The following is a 20,431-nucleotide window of genomic DNA, read 5'->3' on the forward strand; positions in this document are numbered from 1 at the left end:
CTGACCCCTGTGGGAGCGAGCTTGCTCGCGATGGCGTCAAACCAGGCAACAAAGATTACTTGGAAAGAAACCGCATCCCTTCCTCCAGCCCGCGAAGGGTCAACGGATACATCTGGTCCTCAATCAAATCCCTCACGATGTTGGTCGAGGAGGTATAGCCCCAGGTGTCCTTCGGGTACGGGTTGATCCAGATGAGCTTCTTGTACTTCTCCTTGAACCGCTGCATCCACACGTAACCGGCTTCTTCGTTCCAGTGCTCGACGCTGCCGCCCGCCTGGGTGATTTCGTAGGGCGCCATGGCGGCGTCGCCRATGAAGATCACTTTGTAGTCGGCGCCGTACTTGTGCAGCAGGTCCATGGTCGAGGTGCGCTCGGAGGTGCGGCGCATGTTGTTCTTCCACACCGATTCATAAATGAAGTTGTGGAAGTAGAAGTACTCCAGGTGCTTGAACTCGGTCTTGCAGGCCGAGAACAGCTCCTCGCAAATCTTCACGTGGGCATCCATTGAACCGCCGATGTCGAACAGCAGCAACAGCTTGACGGTGTTGCGCCGCTCCGGCCGCATCTGGATGTTCAGTAACCCGGCATCCTTGGCGGTGTGGTCGATGGTGCCATCGATGTCCAGTTCTTCCGCCGCGCCCTGACGGGCAAACTTGCGCAAGCGACGCAAGGCGACCTTGATGTTGCGCGTGCCCAGCTCGACGGAATCGTCGAGGTTCTTGTACTCGCGCTGGTCCCAGACCTTGGCTGCCTTGCCCTGGCGCTTGCCGGCATCGCCGACCCGAATGCCTTCCGGGTTGAAACCGCCGGAACCGAACGGGCTGGTGCCACCGGTGCCGATCCACTTGTTGCCACCGGCGTGGCGTTCCTTCTGTTCTTCGAGGCGTTTCTTGAACTCTTCGATCAGCTTGTCCAGGCCGCCGAGGGACTGGATCGCCGCCCGCTCTTCATCGGTCAGCGAGCGTTCGAACTCCTTGCGCAGCCAGTCTTCGGGGATCAATGCCTGAAGATGATCGTCGAGCTTTTCCAGGCCATTGAAGTAGGCACCGAACGCCCGGTCGAACTTGTCGAAATGCTTTTCATCCTTCACCAGGATCGCCCGGGACAGGTAATAGAACTCGTCCATGTCGGCGAAGGTCACGCGTTGTTTCAGCGCGTTGATCAGGTCCAGCAGCTCACGCACCGAGACCGGCACCTTGGCTGCGCGCATTTCATTGAACAGGTTGAGCAGCATGGCATCAGCCTCTTAGCGGGTGCCGCGACGGCTCATGAACGCCAGACGCTCCAGCAGTTGCACGTCCTGTTCGTTCTTGACCAGCGCACCGGCCAGCGGCGGGATGGCTTTGGTCGGATCACGTTCACGCAGCACCGCTTCGCCGATGTTGTCGGCCATCAGCAGCTTCAGCCAGTCCACCAGCTCGGAGGTCGAAGGCTTCTTCTTCAGGCCCGGCACCTTGCGCACGTCGAAGAACACGTCCAACGCTTCGCTGACCAGGTCTTTCTTGATGTCCGGGTAGTGCACGTCGACGATCCGTTGCATTGTCACGCGGTCGGGGAAGGCGATGTAGTGGAAGAAGCAGCGACGCAGGAAGGCGTCCGGCAGCTCTTTCTCGTTGTTGGAGGTAATGATGATGATCGGGCGCTTCTTGGCCTTGATGGTCTCGTCGATCTCGTAAACGTAGAACTCCATCTTGTCGAGTTCTTGCAGCAGGTCGTTGGGGAACTCGATGTCGGCCTTGTCGATTTCGTCGATCAGCAGGATGACCCGTTCTTCGGATTCGAAGGCTTCCCAGAGCTTGCCCTTTTTCAGGTAGTTGCGAACGTCGTGGACCTTTTCCGTGCCGAGCTGCGAATCGCGCAGGCGGCTGACCGCGTCGTATTCATAGAGGCCCTGGTGAGCCTTGGTGGTGGACTTGATGTGCCAGGTGATCAGCTTGGCGCCAAAGGATTCGGCCAGTTGCTCGGCGAGCATGGTCTTGCCGGTGCCCGGTTCGCCCTTGACCAGCAACGGCCGCTCCAGGGTGATAGCGGCGTTGACCGCCAGCTTCAGGTCATCGGTGGCGACGTAGGCCTGGGTGCCTTCGAACTTCATCTGCTAATCCTCGAACGGTAACGCCGACCTGAACGAGGCAGGGCGGGGCGCTATAAAATGGTCAGCCCCGACTATAACGCGGTGCCCGGTCGACTGTGAACGCAGACGGCTTATTCAGTCTCTGAATGGGGCGTCACATCTTGACTCAGTCTCGGCTGCTGGCCAGTATTGAGCTATCGCCATTTTGGCGATAGCTTGCCGGGTATGTCTACTAAATACCGATTTCGCGACACATACCGCATTCAATTGCGCGAGAAGGATCATCCGCCGCCTCATGTCCACCTGACCGGTGGCGGCCTGGACGTCATGCTCAGCCTGGAAACCGTCGAGGTGATGGTAGGCAGGGCTCCGCCCCTGATCATCAGGGAAGCACTGGATTGGGTCAGGGCCCATCAGGCGCAACTGCTCGAGGACTGGAAACGATGTTACCCATGAAACGACCACGACTGCTGGCCGTACAGGCACTACCGGAGTATCGCCTGGCGTTGACCTTTATTGACGGCCAGCAACTGACTCTCGACCTGAGCCGGGATTTGCTGGCCTTTCCAGGCTTGCAACCATTGCAGGGACGCGCTTTCGATGGCGCGGCTCTGGGTGATGATGGCTGGTGCGTCGAGTGGTCTGAGCAGGACATCCAGATTGGTGCAGATACGTTGTTCCTGGATGCGATCGCACAAAATGCTTCCGACGAAAATACCCGGATTTTCATCGACTGGCGCGCTCGCACCGGGTTGTCACTCACACAGGCCGCCGAGGCGCTGGGAGTCAGTACCCGCAGCATCAGTCGTTACAGCCGTGGCAAGGAAGCGGTGCCGCGGTCCCTGGCACTGGCCTGTCTTGGGTGGGATTTCCTGCAGTTGCAAGCGAATGCGCCACGGGCGGCCGAGGAAACAGGCCGCTACACAGTCACTCGTTCTCAATGAGGTAGTCGCGCACCAGATAGGGCAAGGCGATGTGTAGCGWWATCAGCAGYACAACGARGCCGAWGAGGGACCACAGGGGCCAGTTGTATCGACGTTTCATGGTGGCAAATCTGCGGCGATCCAAAGCCATTGGCTGCACTGATAAGCGGACGTTCGACCCGACTGGACGCCTGCGGGCAAGAGGCTTACCTTGATGCCCTATTTCAATGCTGTCGTTAAGGACCCAGCCATGAGCCGCATTTTCGTTGACAACGCCCACTCCATCGGCAACACGCCGCTGGTGCAGATCAATCGCATTGCGCCGCGTGGTGTGACCATCCTGGCCAAGATCGAAGGGCGCAACCCGGGTTACTCGGTCAAATGCCGGATCGGCGCGAACATGATCTGGGATGCCGAGAGCAGCGCAAAACTCAAGCCGGGCATGACCATCGTCGAACCGACCTCCGGCAATACCGGCATCGGCCTGGCCTTCGTGGCCGCCGCCCGTGGCTACAAACTGATGCTGACCATGCCGGCGTCCATGAGTATCGAACGCCGCAAGGTGCTCAAGGCACTGGGTGCCGAACTGGTGTTGACCGAGCCGGCCAAAGGCATGAAGGGGGCCATCGAGAAGGCCGGTGAAATTGTTGCCAGTGACCCGTCGAAGTACTTCATGCCGGCGCAATTCGACAACCCGGCCAACCCGGCCATCCACGAAAAAACCACGGGCCCGGAAATCTGGAACGATACCGACGGCGCGATCGATGTGCTGGTGGCAGGCGTCGGAACCGGTGGAACCATCACCGGGGTTTCACGGTATATCAAGAATACCCAGGGCAAGCCGATACTCTCGGTAGCGGTGGAGCCGGCGGTGTCGCCGGTGATCACCCAGACCCTGGCCGGTCAGGAAATCAAGCCGAGCCCGCACAAGATCCAGGGCATCGGTGCCGGTTTTGTGCCGAAGAACCTCGATTTGTCGATCGTCGATCGGGTGGAGTTGGTCAGTGACGAAGAGTCCAAGGCCATGGCCTTGCGCTTGATGCAGGAAGAAGGAATCTTGTGCGGGATTTCCTGCGGCGCCGCCATGGCCGTGGCTGTTCGGCTAGCGGAGACCCCGGAAATGCAGGGCAAGACCATCGTCGTGATCCTGCCGGATTCCGGTGAACGTTATTTGTCGAGCATGCTGTTCAGTGATCTGTTTACCGAACAGGAGAATCAGCAGTAAGCGCTGAACATTGATGGGTCGTGGCTGGCGGTGATGCTTGAGGCGTTATCACTGGCTGCGATCTATTGATCGGGTCCGGTTGATGATGGATTTGCATCAGCCAGCGTTCAGGCGTTTCATGTTAGGAAATGTTTTGTTGCACATTCATTTATAATGAATGTTGAAAAGTGCAGGTTTTTCGCCAGATCGGTAGTGTTTATCATGCCAGCAGCCACGTCGGGCAATGGACGTGGCGCAATGTCGCTTATCTTCAAAGGAGTTGTTGATGACCTTATCGTTTGCCGCGAAGGCCTCGTTGTTGCTGCTGTTTCTCGGCAGCACCCTCTATGTGCATTTGCGCGGCAAGGCGCGTCTGCCGGTGTTGCGCCAGTTTGTTAACCATTCGGCACTGTTCGCACCCTATAACGCCTTGATGTACCTGTTTTCCGGTGTGCCATCGAAACCGTATCTGGATCGCAGCAAGTTCCCGGAACTGGATGTGCTCAGGGACAACTGGGAAGTGATTCGCGATGAAGCGATGCACTTGTTCGACGAGGGCTATATCCGTGCGGCGGCAAAGAACAACGACGCCGGTTTTGGCTCGTTCTTCAAGAAGGGCTGGAAGCGTTTCTACCTCAAGTGGTATGACAAACCGCTGCCTTCTGCCGAAGCCTTGTGTCCGAGAACCGTGGAATTGGTCAGCAGCATTCCCAACGTCAAGGGCGCTATGTTTGCGCTGCTGCCGGGCGGCAGCCACCTCAACCCGCATCGTGATCCGTTTGCCGGTTCCCTGCGTTATCACCTGGGGCTGTCGACACCGAACTCCGACGATTGCCGTATCTTTGTCGACGGTCAGGTTTACGCCTGGCGCGATGGGGAAGACGTGATGTTCGACGAAACCTACGTGCACTGGGTCAAGAATGAAACGGAAAAGACCCGCGTCATCCTGTTCTGCGATATCGAGCGTCCACTGAGCAATCGCTTCATGACCCGCATCAATCGCAGTATCAGCGCCTGGCTGGGTCGTGCGACTGCACCGCAGAACCTTGATGACGAGCGCGTAGGAGGGATCAATAAAGCCTATGCCTGGAGCAAGAATTCCAGCGACAAATTCAGCGGCATGGTCAAGCAGTGGAAGCGTCGAAATCCAAAGGTCTACCGCGTGATGCGCCCGGYTTTGGCGGTGGTGGTGCTGACGTTGTTGGGGTATTGGCTGTTTGGGTGACATCCGCTCTCGGAAATAAAAAAACCGCTCGTTGTGAGCGGTTTTTTTATGGTTCTTCACGGAGTTCCGAGCCCCTCCGAACGCACAATGCGGACGCTGTGCCGACTGTCGTTGCTGGCCCATGCGTCGCCCTTCGCCTTCCTGATGTTACGTTTCGTCATCCGCAACGCAACAATGCTACCGGTCAGCCACCAAGCCCGGCTTCACAGCAGCCGGCTTCAACACCAACCACAACGCCATCGCAATCAACAACCCGCCATACAGATGCGCCAACGACAGCGGCTCATGGAGAAACATCGMGCCCCATAACACCCCGAACGGCGGGATCATGAAGGTTACGGTCGATGACTTTACCGGGCCGATCGAACTGAGCAACCGGAAGTAAATGATGTAGGCAAACGCGGTACACGCCAGCCCCAATCCCAATAGTGATAACCAGACATTCCAGCCGCCCCAGCTCGCCGGTGGCTGGCTGATCACGCTGTAGCCGAACAGCGGCAGCAAGAACAGCGTGGCGCCGAGCATGCTGCCCAGCGCCGACAGTCGACTGTCCAGCCCACCGGCCTGATCGAGCCAGCGCCGGGCGAGAAAGCCGGCGAAGCCATAGCAGGTGGTGGCGAGCAGGCAGGCGAGGGCGCCCATCAGCAGTTGCATGTCGAACGCCACGGGACCGGCGCGGGTCAGGACGCCGACGCCGAGCAACCCGAGGAAAACCCCGCCGAGCTTGGCGGCGCTGAGTCTTTCATGGAAGAACAGGCCGCCGATCAGCACGCCCATCAGCGGCGTGGTGGCGTTGAAAATCGCCGAGTAACCGGCCGGCAACACTTGCGCCGCGACCGAGTAGAGCGTCGCCGGGATGCCGGAGTTGATCACCCCGAGCAGCATCACGGTCTTGAGTTTGCCTTTGAAATCCCAGCTGATGCGCATCAGGCCAAGAATCACCAACAGTCCGACCGCGGCAATCGACACACGGAAAAACGCCGTGGGAATAGTGCCGATCACCGGAGCGATGATGCGCATGAACAAAAAACTCGCACCCCAAATGGCCGCCAGTGACAGTAAACGAAAAATATCGACGGGGTTCACAGCGCGTTCCTTCCTTGATGGAGGGGCGAAAGTGTTGCTGAGCGTGTGGTCGATGGCAACCGAAAACCGGACATTCAATTCGCCCGGAAAATTACGCTTCTCCTGCACCCGGTTCACTGGCTAAGCTCAAGCCTCCCGAATTCCCGCAGAGGTCTCACCATGCCGCAGCAATGGCCAGCCGCCGACATCGCCCGCTTGATCCTCGATGGCTTTGACGATTACCGCGAGCATTTTCGCCAGATCACCGACGGCGCCCGGGCCCGCTTCGAACAGGCCAGGTGGCAAGAGACGCAATCGGCGTCGGCGGCACGGATCAATCTGTACGAAGAAAAAGTCGGTGAAACGGTGGAGCGACTGCGCACCGCGTTTGACCCAGGCACCCTGGACGTCAGCTGCTGGCCGCTGGTCAAAAGCGCCTACATCAGCCTGATCGACCTGCGCTTCGACGATGAACTGTCCGAGACCTGGTACAACTCGATCTTCTGCGGGCTGTTCAGCCATGACCTGATCAGCGACGGCTGCATGTTCATTCACACCACCCGGCCGAGCCTGCGCCGTGCCCGGGCCGCGCAAACCCGCACCTACAAGCCGCAAGGCCAATTGTCGGCCATGCTCGCCAGCATCTTCGCCGACTACCGCTTCAGCGAGGATTACGCCGACCTGCCCGGTGACCTGAAGCGCCTCGAAGCGCAACTGCGCGAGAACTTGCCGGATTGGGTATGCAAGGACCCGGAACTGAGCGTCGAACTGTTTTCCTCGGTGCTGTATCGCAATAAAGGCGCGTACCTGGTGGGGCGCATCTATACCGCCGACGAGCAATGGCCGCTGGCGATTCCATTGCTGCACCTCGAAGGGCGCGGCATCCAGATCGATGCGCTGATCACCGACGAAGCAGACGTTTCGATCATTTTCTCGTTCACCCGCTCGTATTTCATGGTGGATGTGCCGGTGCCGGCGGAGTTCATTGGCTTCCTGCGGCGTATCCTGCCCGGCAAGCACATTGCCGAGCTGTACACCTCGATTGGTTTCTACAAGCACGGCAAGTCGGAGTTCTACCGGGCGCTGATCAATCACCTGGCCAGCACCGACGACCAGTTCATCATGGCCCCCGGTGTGCGCGGTATGGTCATGAGCGTGTTCACCCTGCCGGGTTTCAACACCGTGTTCAAAATCATCAAGGACCGTTTCTCACCGTCGAAAAACGTCGACCGCGCCACGGTGATCGAAAAGTACCGTTTGGTGAAGAGTGTCGACCGCGTCGGACGCATGGCCGATACCCAGGAATTCGCCGACTTCCGTTTCCCGCTGAGCAAGTTCGACCCAGCGTGCCTGGAGGAACTGCTGGAAGTCGCRTCGTCCACGGTGTCGGTGGAAGGTGACACGGTGCTGATCCGCCACTGCTGGACCGAGCGCCGCATGACCCCGCTGAACCTGTACCTGGAAAACGCCAACGAGGCGCAAGTGCGCGAAGCCCTGGAAGACTACGGGCTGGCGATCAAGCAACTGGCGGCGGCCAACATCTTTCCCGGCGACATGCTGCTGAAGAACTTTGGGGTGACCCGTCACGGTCGTGTGGTGTTCTACGACTATGACGAGATCTGCTTCCTTACCGAGGCCAACTTCCGCCACATTCCGCTACCGCGTACACCCGAAGATGAAATGTCTTCCGAGCCGTGGTACTCGATCGGGCCGCTGGACGTGTTCCCGGAAGAGTTTCCGCCGTTCCTGTTTGCCGATTCGGGGCAGCGCAGATTGTTCGATCAGTTGCACGGTGAACTGTATAACGCCGATTACTGGAAAAGCCTGCAAGAGGCGATTCGGGCGGGGAAGGTGATTGATGTGTTTCCGTATCGACGTAAAAGTTTGGACAACGAGTAGTTCTCAGCGACGCCATCGCGAGCAAGCTCGCTCCCACATTTGACTGCGGTGTGCCTCGATTTTGTGGTCGCTATAGATCCAGTGTGGGAGCGAGCTTGCTCGCGATCGGCCGCGCAGCGGTCGTAAAATCTGCGACAATCCCCGACCTGCGCCACTAGACGACTGAATTGCGTACCCGATGACCGACGAATCGCCCTCCATCGACAAACTGCTGAAAAACCTCGATCACGCCATGCTCGCCGACCGCCACCGGCTGCGGCGGCAGTTGCTTGAGCTGCGCAAGAAGCCCGACGAGGCCAGGCTGGGCCAGTGGGTGACGCGGATGCAGGCGTCTTGTGAGCAGGTGCTGGTGCGCAAGGCAAGCCTGCCGGTGATTCGTTACGACGACAGCCTGCCGATCGCCGCCAAGCGCGACGAAATCAAGAAGGCGCTGGAAAAGCACCAGGTGCTGATCATCGCCGGCGAAACCGGCTCGGGTAAAACCACCCAGTTGCCGAAGATCTGCCTGGAAATCGGTCGCGGCCAGCACGGCCTGATCGGCCACACCCAGCCGCGGCGGATCGCTGCGCGCAGCGTCGCCAGCCGCGTAGCTGAAGAACTCGGCACGCCGCTGGGTACGCTGGTCGGCTATCAGGTGCGTTTCGAAGATCAGAGCGATTCCAGCACCCTGATCAAGCTGATGACCGACGGCATCCTGCTGGCGGAAACCCAGAACGACCGCTACCTGGAACGCTACGACACGATCATCGTCGACGAAGCCCACGAACGCAGCCTCAACATCGACTTCCTGCTCGGCTACCTGAAAACCCTGCTGCCGCGCCGTCCCGACCTGAAGGTCATCATCACCTCGGCGACCATCGACCTGGAGCGTTTCTCCAAGCACTTCGATGACGCGCCGATTGTCGAGGTGTCCGGCCGCACCTACCCGGTGGACACCTGGTATCGCCCGCTAACACTTGAGCAGGACGAAGAGGGCAACCGCGTCGAGGATGACTTGACGGTGGATCAGGCGATCCTCGCCACCCTCGACGAAATCGCCGCTTATGAGCGCAGTGAACGTCGTAGTCCCGGTGACGTGCTGGTGTTCCTGCCCGGTGAACGCGAGATTCGCGACGCCGCTGACATGCTGCGCAAGGCCCAGCTCAAGCACACCGAAATCCTGCCGTTGTACGCGCGCCTGTCGCCGGCCGAGCAACAGCGAATTTTCCAGTCGCACCCTGGGCGTCGCGTGGTCCTGGCGACCAACGTCGCGGAAACCTCGCTGACCGTACCGGGCATCCGCTACGTGATCGACAGCGGCACCGCGCGCATCAGCCGCTACAGCTACCGGGCCAAGGTCCAGCGCCTGCCGATTGAAGCCATTTCCCAGGCCAGCGCCAATCAGCGTAAAGGTCGTTGCGGGCGGGTCGAGCCGGGCATTTGCGTGCGCCTGTACAGCGAGGAGGATTTTCTCGGTCGCCCGGAATTTACCGATCCGGAGATCCTGCGCACCAACCTCGCGGCGGTCATCCTGCAGATGTTGCATTTGCGCCTTGGCGAGGTCAGCGCGTTCCCGTTCATCGAGCCGCCGGATGGCAAGGCCATCAGCGACGGTTACAACCTGCTGCAAGAACTCTCGGCGGTGGACCGCAACAGCCAGTTGACGCCGCTCGGCCGGCAATTGGCGCGTCTGCCGGTGGACCCGCGCATGGGCCGTATGCTGCTGGAAGCGGCGAAGCTCGGCAGCTTGCAGGAAGTGCTGATCGTCGCCAGCGCCATGTCGATCCAGGACCCGCGCGAACGCCCGCCGGAGCGTCAGCAAGCGGCGGATCAGGCCCACGCCCAGTGGAAAGACGCCGATTCGGACTTCGCCGGGCTGGTCAATCTGTGGCGCGGTTTCGAAGAACAACGCCTGGCGCTGACCGCCAGTCCGCTGCGTAACTGGTGCCGCAAGAATTTCCTGAATTACCTGCGCCTGCGCGAATGGCGCGACTCTCATCGTCAGTTGAGCCTGATCTGCCGCGACATGCAGCTGAGCCTCAATAAAGAACCGGCGGACTATCCGAAACTGCACAAAGCGGTGCTGGTGGGGTTGCTCAGCCAGATCGGCCAGAAAACCGAAGAGGGCGATTACCTCGGCGCCCGTCAGCGGCGCTTCTGGATTCATCCGTCGTCGGGTATCGGTAAAAAGCGTCCGCAGTGGCTGATGACCGCCGAACTGGTGGAAACCACCAAGCTCTATGCGCGCATGGTGGCGAAGATCGATGCCGACTGGATCGAGCCACTGGCCGGGCACCTGATCAAGAAAAACCACTTCGAACCCCATTGGGAGAAGAAGCGCGGCCAGGTCGTGGCGTTCGAACAGATCACCCTGTTCGGGTTGATCGTGGTTGGGCGTCGGCCGGTGCATTACGGCCCGGTGGACCCGGTGGTATCCCGTGAATTGTTCATCCGCGAAGCACTGGTGCGTGGCGAAATCCAGTCGAAGGCCAAGTGCCTGACGGCCAACAAGCAGTTGCTGGAGCAACTCGACGAACTGGAAGCCAAGGCCCGTCGCCGCGACATCCTCGCCGACGAAGAAACCCTGTACGCCTTCTATGACGCGCGATTGCCGGCGGAGATCCATCAGACGGCGACCTTCGACAGTTGGTATCGGATCAACAGCCAGAAAGACCCGCAACTGCTGATCATGCGCGAAGAAGACGTGCTGGCCCGCGAAGCCAGTGAAGTCACCGCCCAGCATTACCCGGATACGCTGCACATCGGCGATCTGGAGTTGGCCTTGAGTTACCACTTCGAACCCAACCATCCACGGGACGGCGTGACCCTGCGCGTGCCGGCACCACTGTTACCGATGCTGCCACCGGAACGCCTGGAATGGCTGGTGCCCGGTGTCATCGAAGCCAAGTGCATTGCCCTGGTGCGCAACCTGCCCAAGGCCCTGCGCAAGAATTTCGTACCAGTGCCGGACTTCGTCAAAGCGGCCTTGCAACGCATGACATTTGCCGAGGGCTCACTGCCTCAGGCCCTGGGTCGCGAGCTGCTGCGCATGACCGGCGCGCGGGTCAGCGACGAAGCCTGGAGTGAGGCGGCGCAGCAGGTCGAAAGCCATCTGCGGATGAACCTGGAAATCGTCGACGCCCAGGGCAAGTTCCTCGGTGAAGGTCGCGATCTGGCCGAACTGACGGCGCGTTTCGCCGAGGCCAGCCAGGCGGCATTGGCGGTGYCGCAAACCGCGAAGAGCCAGCAGCCGGTGGGGCCGAAAGTATTCGCCGCCGTGGCCGAGAAAACCCAACAGAAGATCGCCGGGCTGTCGATGACGGTGTATCCGGCGCTGGTGGAGGAGAGCGGTACGGTCAAGGAAGGGCGTTTTTCGACGCCGGCCGAGGCCGAGTTCCAGCATCGCCGTGCCCTGCAACGCCTGCTGATGCAGCAACTGGCCGAGTCGGCTAAATTCCTGCGCGGCAAATTGCCGGGGCTGACCGATCTGGGCCTGCTGTACCGCGACATGGGGCGCGTCGATGCGCTGGTGGAAGACATTCTGCTGGCCAGCCTCGACAGCTGCATTCTTGAAGGCGAAGACCCGCTGCCACGCGATGGCGCTGGATTGGCGTCGCTGGCCGAGCGCAAACGTGGCGCCTGGACCGAGCACGCCGAGCGAGTGGCCAAGCTGACTCTGGAAATCCTCAAGTTCTGGCACGGCTTGCAAAAGCGCTTCAAGGGCAAGATCGATCTGGCGCAAGCCGTGGCCCTGAACGATATCAAGCAACAGCTCAGCCACTTGGTCTATCCGGGGTTTGTCCGGGAAACGCCGATGCAGTGGCTCAAGGAGTTGCCGCGTTACCTCAAGGCGATCGAGCAGCGCTTCGAAAAAATCGGCGCCCAGGTGCAGCGCGACCGGGTCTGGAGTGGCGAATTGAGCGGCCTGTGGACGCAATACCAGACCCGCGCCAGCAAACACGCCCAGGAAGGCAAACGCGATCCGCAACTGGAGTTGTATCGCTGGTGGCTGGAGGAATACCGGGTTTCGCTGTTTGCCCAGCAATTGGGGACAAAGGTGCCGATTTCCGACAAGCGCCTGAACAAGCAGTGGTCGCAAGTCGAACCGTAGACCCGAGGCTTGTGCAAAACCCTGTGGGAGCGAGCTTGCTCGCGATGGCGGCCTGACATGCAATATAGATGTTGAATGTGATGGCCCCATCGCGAGCAAGCTCGCTCCCACAGGTTGATGTAGTGTCTGTGGCAAACGGTCCATCCAGCAAAAAGGGGCCAAAACCCTGGGTTTATGGCAAACTTCGCGCCTATAAACGCCGGCCCCGCGGTTTTGAGCCTTCACGGTCTCGGGCAGGTCGGAATAAAGCGATGCCAGGTTTGCGTCCCCCGGATGGGAATAGATCCTTTGTGTATTGGTACGTCGGTACCAATGCTTTCTGCCTGAACAGATTAGAGACACGACCATGCATAACGTCGTCATCAGCGGCACCGGCCTTTACACCCCGGCCAACAGCATTTCCAACGAAGAGCTGGTGCAGTCTTTCAATACCTACGTCGCGCAATTCAACGCCGACAACGCCGATGCTATTGCACGCGGTGAAGTGGAGGCATTGACCGAATCCAGCGCAGCGTTCATCGAAAAAGCCTCCGGCATCAAGAGCCGCTTTGTCATGGACAAGGACGGCATCCTCGACCCGCAGCGCATGGCCCCGCGCCTGCCGGAACGTTCCAACGACGAATGGTCGGTGCTCTGCCAGATGGCCATCGGCGCGGCCGAACAAGCCTTGCAGCGTGCCGGCAAGACCGCAGCAGACATCGACGGCGTGATCGTCGCCTGCTCCAACCTGCAACGCGCTTACCCGGCCATTGCCATCGAAGTCCAGGAAGCGCTGGGCATCCAGGGTTTCGGTTTCGACATGAACGTGGCGTGTTCCTCGGCGACCTTCGGTATCCAGACCGCCGCCAACAGCGTGCAACTGGGCCAGGCCCGGGCAGTCCTGATGGTCAACCCGGAAGTCTGCACCGGCCACCTGAACTTCCGTGACCGTGACAGCCACTTCATCTTCGGCGATGCCGCCACCGCGGTGATCATCGAACGTGCCGACCTGGCGACGTCCAAGTACCAGTTCGACATCGTCAGCACCAAGCTGCTGACCAAGTTCTCCAACAACATCCGCAACAACTTCGGCTTCCTCAACCGCGCGGCAGAAGAGGGTATCGGCGCCAAGGACAAACTGTTCGTGCAGGAAGGCCGCAAGGTGTTCAAGGAAGTCTGCCCGCTGGTTGCCGAGCTGATCAGTGAGCATCTGCAGGAGAACCAGCTCAACGTCAGCGACGTGAAGCGCTTCTGGCTGCACCAGGCCAACCTCAGCATGAACCACCTGATCGTCAAGAAACTGCTGGGTCGCGACGCCACCGAACAGGAAGCGCCGGTGATTCTCGATACCTACGCCAACACCAGCTCCGCCGGTTCCGTGATTGCGTTCCACAAGAACCAGGACGATCTGGCCGCCGGTTCGCTGGCCGTGCTCAGCTCATTCGGCGCAGGTTATTCGATTGGTAGCGTGTTGCTGCGCAAGTTGTAGGATGTAGGAGCRAGCTTGCTCCGGGCGGCGTTCCGACGAAGGTCGTCAACGATAACGCGTGCAATCTGGATGAACGCAGAGTTTTTGAGTTCTTCGTCGGAACGCCGCCCGGAGCAAGCTCGCTCCTACAGGGAAGGGTTGGCAAAAACAAACAGCCCGGCGTTGATGTGTCGGAGGATGATGGGGACCGACACACCAACGCCAGGCTGTAAAAGGAGCCCGGGCTTCCTTGCCCGAGTCGTGTAGCGGGGTGAATCAGAACTTCGCTTCGGCATCCAGTTGCAGGGTGTTGATGTCCGAATCTTTCTTGTTGATGTTGGCGTTGGTCTGGTCCGAGGTCGCCATGAAGTAAGTCGCGCCCAGGGCGAAGTTCTTGTCCAGGTCGTAGCTCACTTTCAGCTTGCTGCCGCGCGAACCGGTGAAGCCGTTGGCGAAGTCGGAGTCGGTGAAGGCGCCCACCACAGCGTTACGCTGCACGTCGCGGTAGTTGTAGTCCAGGTTGAAGCCGTAGAGCTTGGACTTCACACCGGCCAGCCAGCCAGTGTCCTGGTCGTTGCTGGCATCGGTATTGTTGACGTACTGACCGTAGATCGACAGCGGAACTGGCAGGTTGCTGAAGTCCAGCTGACCAAAGCCTTCGTACAGTTTGAAGGTTTCGTTCGGGCTGTTGCCGTTGACGGCCAGGGCGCATGGCGTGGTAACAGTGCCGGAGGTAGGGCAGGCACTGCTACTGTCGTTGTCGTAGGAGTAGATACTGCCGCCCAAGGTCATTTTCATGCTGTCGGTGATGGCGAAGCGACCACCCAACTGGCCCGCGTACAGACGCAGGTCGTGCTTGAACTGCACGCCTTCGCCGTCGACGTTGTCCTTGAGGGTGTAGTGACCGGCGCTACCGAACAGCTCGGTGCTGCCGCTCAGCGGGTACTTGTAGGTGACTGCCAGACCTTCCGGGTTGATATCGCTATCCCAGATGATGTCGCCCATGCTCACCCATTGTTGCGGCATCTTGCCGCCAACCAGGTGCAGGTTCTTGATCGCGTCCGGGTGGTAGTCGATGTAACCCTGGTCCAGCCAGATCTGCTTCTTGTCGAAGTAGTTGTTCAGGTCCTGGTTGGTCGAGCGAGCGTCGTCGTTGCTGCCGGTGGCGATACGGATACCGGTGTCGACCTGCGGGTTGATTTCGCTGTAGGCACCCAGACGGGCACGAATGCGCTGACGGTCCTGGTCCTTGTTGTTTGGCACGCCATCGTTGTGCACGGTTTCTTCACGGAAGCGTACGTCACCCTTGAACTGGGTCTTGGCGGCCCATGCCAACTTCTGGTCAAAGGTGCTCAGTGCGTCGGTTTTCTTCGCGGTGGCCGCGATTTGCTCGTTAGTCTCTTGCTGAGCCTGACGGGCGATCTGCTGGTCTTTCTGATCCCTGGCCAGCTCGGCTTGCAGTTCGCTGTACTGCGCATTGGTGATCGAGCCGTTAGCCTTGAGCATGTCGAGCAGTTTGGCGTCGACTGCAGCACTGGCCGGAACGCTCATGGCCAGCAACAGGCCACCGCACAAGGCCGCCGCAGTTTTCGTGGAAGCAAGACGCATATCAATCTCCGAAGATGAGAGGGGATGACAGAGCCATCCGGGACACAACCGACCGTTAGGGGCGGAAAACACTGACCGGGTATAACCCGGCGCTCTAAAAACAGGCGCCAGTATCGCGATGGTTTATGACAGAGCAGCGGCACTGTGATGTCATGTCGATGACGATACAAAGTCGCCGTGAACTATTGAGTTAGAGCACTGTCGTCGGTTTGCTCGTGTGCAATGCGGAGCGATAGGCGATACTCGCGGGGCTTTCACGCCATGAAGAGTGAGGATGGTGATGCCGTTGCAACGCCTGCAAAAACTGTCAGAAATCGCCCCGCAGACCTGGGACGCACTGGTGCCCGAGACTCAGCCTTTTCTGCGTCACGCTTTTTTGAGCGCACTGGAAGACAGCGGCAGCATCGGACCCCATACCGGCTGGCAGCCTGAGCATTTGCTTCACGTTGAAGGTGAGCGCTTGATCGCCGCGCTACCCGGTTATCGCAAGTGGCATTCCTACGGCGAATACGTGTTCGATCACGCCTGGGCCGATGCCTGTGAACGTGCAGGCATCGACTACTACCCCAAGCTGTTGACCGCGGTGCCGTTCAGTCCGGTCACCGGGCCGCGGCTGTTGGCGGCCACGGTCGAAGACGGCTTCGAGTTATTGAAAAGCCTGCCGGGTTACCTTGAGCTTGAAGGGCTCTCCAGTGCCCACATCAATTTCACCGATCCGTTTACCGACGCGGCACTGAGTGAGCAGCCCGGCTGGCTGCAGCGCGTTGGCTGTCAATACCACTGGCAGAATCGCGGCTACCGGGATTTCCAGGACTTCCTCGATGTGCTGAGTTCGCGCAAGCGCAAACAGATGCGCAAGGAGCGCGAGCAGGTGGCCGGGCAGGGCTTCGAGTTTGAGTGGCTTGAAGGGCGGGAGCTGAGTCAGGCGCAATGGGATTTCGTCTATGCCTGCTACGCCAATACCTATGCGGTGCGCCGGCAAGCGCCGTATCTGACACGGGAGTTTTTCAGCCTGCTGGCCGAACGCATGCCGGAGTCGATTCGCGTGGTGCTGGCCAAGCAAGGTTCACGGCCGGTGGCGATGGCGTTCAGTCTGGTGGGGGGCGACAGCTTTTATGGCCGTTACTGGGGATGCCTGGCGGAGTTCGATCGCCTGCATTTCGAGACCTGTTTCTACCAGGGCATGGACTATGCCATCGCCAACGGTTTCCAGCGTTTTGATGCCGGGGCACAGGGTGAGCACAAACTGATTCGCGGATTCGAGCCAGTCATTACGCATTCCTGGCACTACTTGCGGCATCCGGGATTGAAAGCAGCGGTTAAAGACTTTCTGGAGCAGGAGCGGCTGGGAGTGTTGGCTTATGCTGAGGATGCGAAGTCAGCCTTGCCTTATCGACAAGGCTGATCTTCAGCGTTTCAGCTTTCTTCTTTGCCCAGCCAGCGATACAGCACGCCGCCGACCACGGCACCGAGTAGCGGTGCGACCCAGAACATCCACAGTTGTTGAATTGCCCAGCCGCCGACGATCAGCGCCGGGCCGGTGCTGCGCGCCGGGTTGACCGAGGTGTTGGTGACCGGGATCGAGATCAGGTGGATGAGCGTCAGCCCCAGGCCGATGGCAATCGGCGCCAGTCCTGCCGGTGCACGTTTGTCGGTGGCGCCGAGGATGATCAGGATGAACATTGCGGTCATCACCAGCTCACAGACAAAACCTGCGGCCATTGAATAGCCGCCAGGCGAGTGTTCTCCATAGCCGTTGGACGCCAGGCCCCCTGCCAGTTCGAAACCGGGTTTGCCGCTGGCAATGAAATACAGCAGGGCGGCTGCAATCACGCCGCCAATGACCTGGGCAACGATGTAGGCCGGCAATTCATTGGCTGGAAACCGCCCACCTACCACAAGGCCGAGGGACACCGCAGGATTGAGATGGCAGCCGGAAATATGGCCGATGGCGAAAGCCATGGTCAGCACTGTCAGGCCAAACGCGAAGGATACCCCGAGCAGACCGATCCCCACATCCGGAAAAGCCGCCGCCAACACCGCACTGCCGCAACCACCCAACACCAGCCAGAACGTACCTACCAACTCGGTAGCCGAACGTTTTAACAGAGACATAAGAGAGTGTCCTTTCGAGATTATGCTGCCTTTAGCATCCAGCCGATGGACTGCAGAACCACCTCCAGAACGTTGAAGTCAGTACAGCACGGTTTTTTCAGAATTCCAGCAGGCATAAAAAACCGCCAGGGCCCGTTGTTGGCGGGGCCTGGCGGTTATTTCGATCTTTCGGTATGACGCTTATCCCTGTGGGAGCGAGCTTGCTCGCGATTGCGGTGAATCAGACGCCATTGCTGTCGACTGACACTCCGTCATCGCGAGCAAGCTCGCTCCCACAGGTTTTCGGCCACCGTAATACTCAATCGATCCCGACAAACCCACCGGTCTGGTGTTGCCATAACCGCGCATACAAACCGCCATGGGCGAGCAGCTCGGCATGGGTTCCGGTTTCGGCGATTTTGCCGTTTTCCAGCACCACCAGCCGGTCCATCCGGGCGATGGTCGAGAGCCGGTGAGCGATGGCGATCACGGTTTTGCCCTGCATCAGGGTTTCGAGGCTTTCCTGGATCGCCGCTTCGACTTCCGAATCCAGTGCCGAGGTGGCCTCGTCCATGATCAGGATCGGCGCGTCCTTGAGTAACACTCGGGCAATGGCGATGCGCTGGCGCTGGCCGCCGGAGAGTTTCACCCCGCGCTCACCGACGTGGGCATCGAAACCGGTGCGGCCTTCAGCGTCTGACAGCGACGGAATGAACCCGTCAGCCCGGGCCTTRTGCACCGCTTCCCAGAGTTGGGCGTCGGTGGCGTCGGGTTTGCCATACAGCAGGTTGTCGCGGATCGAACGGTGCAGCAGCGACGTGTCCTGGGTGATCATGCCGATGCGTTCGCGCAGGCTTTCCTGGCTGACGTCGGCGATGTTCTGGCCGTCGATCAGGATGCGTCCGCCTTCGACGTCGTACAGGCGCAGCAGCAGGTTCACCAGGGTCGATTTGCCGGCACCGGACGGGCCGATCAGGCCGATTTTTTCACCGGCCTTGATGGTCAGGTTGAGGTCACCGATGATCCCGCTCCGCTTGCCGTAGTGGAAGTCCACCTGTTCGAAGCGTACTTCGCCACGGGCCACCGCCAGGGGTTTGGCCTGGTCGCGGTCGGTAACGGAGACCGGTTGCGAAATGGTCTGCAGACCGTCCTGCACCATGCCGATGTTTTCGAAAATGCCGGTGACCACCCACATGATCCAGCCGGACATGTTGACGATGCGGATCACCAGGCCGGTGGCCAGGGCAATCGCGCCCACGCTGATCAGCGACTGCGTCCACAACCACAGGGCCAGGCCGGTGGTGCAGACGATCAGCAAGCCGTTCATGCTGGTGATGGCCACGTCCATGCTGGTGACCACGCGGCCGGCCAGTTGCGCCTTCTCGGTCTGTTCCTTGATGGCTTCGCGGGCGTATTGCTGTTCGAAGTTGGTGTGGGCGAACAGCTTCAGGGTGGTGATATTGGTGTAGCCGTCGACAATCCGCCCCATGAGTTTGGAGCGCGCATCGGACGCCACCACCGAGCGATCCTTGACCCGTGGCACGAAGTAACAGAGGGCGCCGATGAAGGCGAATATCCATGTCAACAGCGGGATTATCAGGCGCCAGTCGGCTTCGGCGAACAGCACCAGGGAGCTGATGGCGTAGATCAGCACATGCCACAGGGCATCCACGGCCTGGACGGCGGAATCACGCAGTGAGTTGCCGGTTTGCATGATGCGTTGGGCGATGCGCCCGGCGAAGTCGTTCTGGAAGAAATTCAGGCTCTGCTTGAGCACGTAGCTGTGGTTCTGCCAGCGGATCATGCTGGTCATGCTGGGGCTCAGGGTCTGGTGCACCAGCAGGTCATGCAGGCCGACAAAGATCGGGCGCAGCACCAGCGCAACCACCACCATCCAGGTCAGTTCGAGGGCATGATCCTGGAACAGACTGACGTTCGGCGTGCCTTGGGCCAGGTCGATGATGCGGCTCAGGTAGCTGAACAATGCCACTTCGATCAAGGCACCCATCAGGCCGACGATCAGCAGGGCGGCGAAGCTCGGCCAGACCTGCTTGAGGTAATAGGTATAAAAAGGGAAAACCCGGTCCGGCGGAGACGCCGTCGGTGCTTCACGGAAAACATCGATCAATTTTTCAAAACGGCGATAAAGCATGTTTTTTTCGCCCGCGAACGGGCTCTCCTTTTAACGGTTTGAGCGTTGCCGGCAAGCACCGGCAACGGCTCGGACATCCTTGTCCAGCTTAGTCTCAGTCGATGCGCTTGGCCGACTTGATGTACACCGGATCGGCTGGCACGTCCTTCATGCCGCCACGAACGGTGGTTGGCGAATTGACGATGATATCGACCACGTCCATGCCTTTGACCACTTTGCCGAACACCGCGTAGCCGTCGCCCTGGTCAAGGAAGTCGTTGTCCTTGACGTTGATGAAGAACTGGCTGGTGGCCGAGTCAGGCACCGAGGTACGGGCCATGGACAAGGTGCCACGCACGTTGACCAGGCCGTTCTTGTGCTCGTTCTTGATCGGCGCCTTGGTGTCTTTTTGCTGCATGGCTTGGGTGAAGCCGCCGCCCTGGACCATGAAACCCGGAATCACCCGGTGGAAAATCGTGTTGTTGTAGAAGCCGCTGTCGACGTACTCAAGAAAGTTCTTGGTACTGATCGGGGCCTTGACCGGGTCCAGTTCGATTTCGATCTGGCCATTGGTGGTGTCCAGCAGCACATGCGGTGCCTTTTCCGGCGTCGCGGCCATCAGGTTGGCGGCAAACAGGACGGAGCCTGCGGCGAGGGCGATTTTTTTCAGCATG

General features: G+C 59.7%; 15 protein-coding genes and 1 pseudogene. 8 read left to right on the forward strand and 8 right to left on the reverse strand.

What is annotated here, in order from left to right:
* Positions 1-55: 55 nt before the first annotated feature.
* Both AC1DVH_RS05245 and AC1DVH_RS05250 read right to left on the reverse strand, forming a co-directional pair.
* Positions 56-1,234, reverse strand: a complete 1,179-nt coding sequence (locus AC1DVH_RS05245) for a vWA domain-containing protein (protein WP_008049176.1) — start codon at positions 1,232-1,234, stop codon at positions 56-58.
* 12 nt (positions 1,235-1,246) lie between these two features.
* The gene (locus AC1DVH_RS05250; protein ID WP_007984829.1) at positions 1,247-2,092 is read right to left on the reverse strand and encodes an AAA family ATPase; all 846 of its coding nucleotides are present in this window, start codon (positions 2,090-2,092) and stop codon (positions 1,247-1,249) included.
* A gap of 204 nt (positions 2,093-2,296) precedes the next feature.
* Between AC1DVH_RS05250 and AC1DVH_RS05255 the strand changes: the two genes are divergently transcribed.
* Together AC1DVH_RS05255 and AC1DVH_RS05260 are read left to right on the forward strand one after the other, a co-directional pair.
* Positions 2,297-2,527 (forward strand): DUF4160 domain-containing protein, encoded by a 231-nt coding sequence (locus AC1DVH_RS05255; protein WP_191624905.1) that lies wholly within the window; start codon positions 2,297-2,299, stop codon positions 2,525-2,527.
* Positions 2,515-3,015 carry a DUF2442 domain-containing protein gene (locus AC1DVH_RS05260; protein ID WP_477752901.1) on the forward strand — a complete coding sequence of 167 codons (501 nt, stop codon included), beginning with the start codon at positions 2,515-2,517 and terminating at the stop codon, positions 3,013-3,015. The genes AC1DVH_RS05255 and AC1DVH_RS05260 overlap by 13 nt, the downstream gene beginning before the upstream one ends.
* On the opposite strand, the pseudogene AC1DVH_RS05265 reads toward AC1DVH_RS05260, so the two are convergent.
* Positions 3,014-3,115, reverse strand: a pseudogene (locus AC1DVH_RS05265) (hypothetical protein); the annotation flags it as partial. The gene AC1DVH_RS05260 and the pseudogene AC1DVH_RS05265 overlap by 2 nt on opposite strands.
* 129 nt (positions 3,116-3,244) lie before the next feature.
* Between AC1DVH_RS05265 and cysK the strand changes: the two are divergent.
* Positions 3,245-4,219, forward strand: a complete 975-nt coding sequence (gene cysK / locus AC1DVH_RS05270; protein WP_477752902.1) for a cysteine synthase A — start codon at positions 3,245-3,247, stop codon at positions 4,217-4,219.
* 265 nt (positions 4,220-4,484) lie between these two features.
* Positions 4,485-5,423, forward strand: a complete 939-nt coding sequence (locus AC1DVH_RS05275) for an aspartyl/asparaginyl beta-hydroxylase domain-containing protein (RefSeq protein WP_477752903.1) — start codon at positions 4,485-4,487, stop codon at positions 5,421-5,423.
* Positions 5,424-5,600: 177 nt separating this feature from the next.
* Here AC1DVH_RS05275 and AC1DVH_RS05280 read toward each other — a convergent pair whose 3' ends face one another.
* On the reverse strand, positions 5,601-6,509 hold the full coding sequence (locus tag AC1DVH_RS05280) for a DMT family transporter (RefSeq protein ID WP_477752904.1): 909 nt from the start codon (positions 6,507-6,509) through the stop codon (positions 5,601-5,603).
* Between the two features lie 159 nt (positions 6,510-6,668).
* Here AC1DVH_RS05280 and aceK point away from each other — a divergent pair, with 159 nt between their 5' ends.
* The 3 genes from aceK to AC1DVH_RS05295 all read left to right on the forward strand — a co-directional run bounded on the left by aceK (position 6,669) and on the right by AC1DVH_RS05295 (position 13,945).
* Positions 6,669-8,387 (forward strand): bifunctional isocitrate dehydrogenase kinase/phosphatase, encoded by a 1,719-nt coding sequence (gene aceK / locus AC1DVH_RS05285; RefSeq protein WP_477752905.1) that lies wholly within the window; start codon positions 6,669-6,671, stop codon positions 8,385-8,387.
* Between the two features lie 178 nt (positions 8,388-8,565).
* Complete coding sequence (hrpA, locus tag AC1DVH_RS05290) at positions 8,566-12,477, forward strand: ATP-dependent RNA helicase HrpA (RefSeq protein ID WP_477752906.1); 3,912 nt, start codon at positions 8,566-8,568, stop codon at positions 12,475-12,477.
* A gap of 346 nt (positions 12,478-12,823) precedes the next feature.
* Positions 12,824-13,945 (forward strand): beta-ketoacyl-ACP synthase III, encoded by a 1,122-nt coding sequence (locus AC1DVH_RS05295; protein ID WP_477752907.1) that lies wholly within the window; start codon positions 12,824-12,826, stop codon positions 13,943-13,945.
* 255 nt (positions 13,946-14,200) lie between these two features.
* On the opposite strand, the gene AC1DVH_RS05300 is transcribed toward AC1DVH_RS05295, so the two are convergent.
* Positions 14,201-15,532: a putative porin gene (locus AC1DVH_RS05300; protein WP_477752908.1), complete on the reverse strand. Its 1,332-nt coding sequence runs from the start codon at positions 15,530-15,532 to the stop codon at positions 14,201-14,203.
* A 280-nt stretch (positions 15,533-15,812) separates the two neighbouring features.
* On the opposite strand from AC1DVH_RS05300, the gene AC1DVH_RS05305 reads away from it, so the two are divergent.
* Complete coding sequence (locus tag AC1DVH_RS05305) at positions 15,813-16,937, forward strand: GNAT family N-acetyltransferase (protein ID WP_477752909.1); 1,125 nt, start codon at positions 15,813-15,815, stop codon at positions 16,935-16,937.
* Positions 16,938-16,948: 11 nt separating this feature from the next.
* Here the strand turns inward: AC1DVH_RS05305 and aqpZ are convergent, their stop codons facing one another.
* The 3 genes from aqpZ to AC1DVH_RS05320 form a co-directional block, all read right to left on the reverse strand.
* Positions 16,949-17,647, reverse strand: coding sequence for an aquaporin Z (gene aqpZ / locus AC1DVH_RS05310; RefSeq protein WP_477752910.1), 699 nt, complete (start codon positions 17,645-17,647; stop codon positions 16,949-16,951).
* A gap of 298 nt (positions 17,648-17,945) precedes the next feature.
* Positions 17,946-19,778 (reverse strand): ABC transporter ATP-binding protein, encoded by a 1,833-nt coding sequence (locus AC1DVH_RS05315; protein WP_477752911.1) that lies wholly within the window; start codon positions 19,776-19,778, stop codon positions 17,946-17,948.
* Between the two features lie 94 nt (positions 19,779-19,872).
* Positions 19,873-20,430, reverse strand: a complete 558-nt coding sequence (locus tag AC1DVH_RS05320) for a peptidylprolyl isomerase (RefSeq protein ID WP_477752912.1) — start codon at positions 20,428-20,430, stop codon at positions 19,873-19,875.
* Position 20,431 lies beyond the last annotated feature (1 nt).

It is taken from the genome of Pseudomonas sp. P4_C3 (genome assembly GCF_056402075.1).

Coding starts and splice junctions, on each gene's coding strand:
- AC1DVH_RS05260 (WP_477752901.1), top strand. CDS start 2,515: ATGTTACCCATGAAACGACCACGACTGCTGGCCGTACAGGCACTACCG.
- AC1DVH_RS05255 (WP_191624905.1), top strand. CDS start 2,297: ATGTCTACTAAATACCGATTTCGCGACACATACCGCATTCAATTGCGC.
- AC1DVH_RS05250 (WP_007984829.1), bottom strand. CDS start 2,092: ATGAAGTTCGAAGGCACCCAGGCCTACGTCGCCACCGATGACCTGAAG.
- AC1DVH_RS05320 (WP_477752912.1), bottom strand. CDS start 20,430: ATGCTGAAAAAAATCGCCCTCGCCGCAGGCTCCGTCCTGTTTGCCGCC.
- AC1DVH_RS05300 (WP_477752908.1), bottom strand. CDS start 15,532: ATGCGTCTTGCTTCCACGAAAACTGCGGCGGCCTTGTGCGGTGGCCTG.
- cysK (WP_477752902.1), top strand. CDS start 3,245: ATGAGCCGCATTTTCGTTGACAACGCCCACTCCATCGGCAACACGCCG.
- AC1DVH_RS05295 (WP_477752907.1), top strand. CDS start 12,824: ATGCATAACGTCGTCATCAGCGGCACCGGCCTTTACACCCCGGCCAAC.
- aqpZ (WP_477752910.1), bottom strand. CDS start 17,647: ATGTCTCTGTTAAAACGTTCGGCTACCGAGTTGGTAGGTACGTTCTGG.
- AC1DVH_RS05305 (WP_477752909.1), top strand. CDS start 15,813: ATGCCGTTGCAACGCCTGCAAAAACTGTCAGAAATCGCCCCGCAGACC.